The 400-nt window shown below is 37.5% G+C and carries 1 protein-coding gene; it reads left to right on the top strand.

What is annotated here, in order from left to right; genetic code table 11:
- Positions 1 to 400, top strand: a 400-nt coding sequence (locus tag Q0842_RS16090; RefSeq protein ID WP_298500518.1) for a hypothetical protein, incomplete at both ends; no start/stop codon positions are given.

The raw sequence follows: 400 nt of genomic DNA, 5'->3' as shown, positions 1-400 counted from the left end.
TCGGTTTATACGTATACATACACGATTGATGTAACAACTTTACCTGTGGTGCCAGCCAATGCTAGTTCTACAGTAGAATGTTTATCTGATGCTACACAACCTACAGCACCTGTTGTAACAGATGTTTGTGGTAACGACATTACACCTGTAATTACTGAAAATGCAGATCCTATTTGTGAAGGAGATAAAATTTATACGTTCACTTATACAGACTGTGCAGGTAACGAAGTTATTTATACATATACATACACAATTGATGTAACATCTTTACCTGTGGTGCCTGCTAATGCTAGTTCTACAGTAGAATGTTTAGCAGATGTAACACAACCTACAGCACCTGTTGTAACTGATGTTTGTGGTAACGACATTACGCCTGTAATTACTGAGAATGTAGATCCTG

Source organism: uncultured Algibacter sp. (assembly GCF_947495675.1).
GTDB lineage: Bacteria > Bacteroidota > Bacteroidia > Flavobacteriales > Flavobacteriaceae > Algibacter_B.
Note: the sequence above shows the minus strand (reverse complement) of the source record. Positions and strands in the feature narration are given on the sequence as shown.